Source organism: Mesorhizobium sp. M2E.F.Ca.ET.209.01.1.1, assembly GCF_004010375.2.
Taxonomy (GTDB): Bacteria; Pseudomonadota; Alphaproteobacteria; order Rhizobiales; family Rhizobiaceae; genus Mesorhizobium.
The window spans coordinates 1-340 of record NZ_SADP02000628.1 but is presented as its reverse complement, the minus strand read 5'-3'; the positions used below and the strand labels follow the sequence as shown (position 1 = coordinate 340).

Annotated in this window: 1 pseudogene; it reads right to left on the bottom strand. The window is 64.1% G+C overall.

Annotated elements, in window-relative coordinates:
- Positions 1–195, bottom strand: a pseudogene (locus tag EN852_RS37200) (DUF1176 domain-containing protein); the annotation flags it as partial.
- Positions 196–340 lie beyond the last annotated feature (145 nt).

Genomic DNA, 340 nt, shown 5'->3' with positions numbered 1-340 from the left:
TTTCGCCGGCTTGGTATCGCCGAAATAGCCCCAGGCGCGGGCGAATTCGTGCCGGCCGATGGCGCTGTAGAGCGAGCGGATCACCGCTTCAGCGCTGGACCTGTCGTCAATATAGGGCGCCTCGGCCGCAAGCGCCGATTGGCCGATGCCGGCAAGGGAGAACAAGGCAGTCGCCGCGAGAAGGACATGTCTCATAGGGAATCTCCACCCGATAACGAAAATACTACCATCGCGATTGCGGCGGCGCGGTGACGCGGAGGCATGAACGCTTGAAGAATCGTGGCCGGAGGCGCTAGGTCACGGCCCGCGGCGCTGGGGCCGCCTTGGGAGATTACCCGTG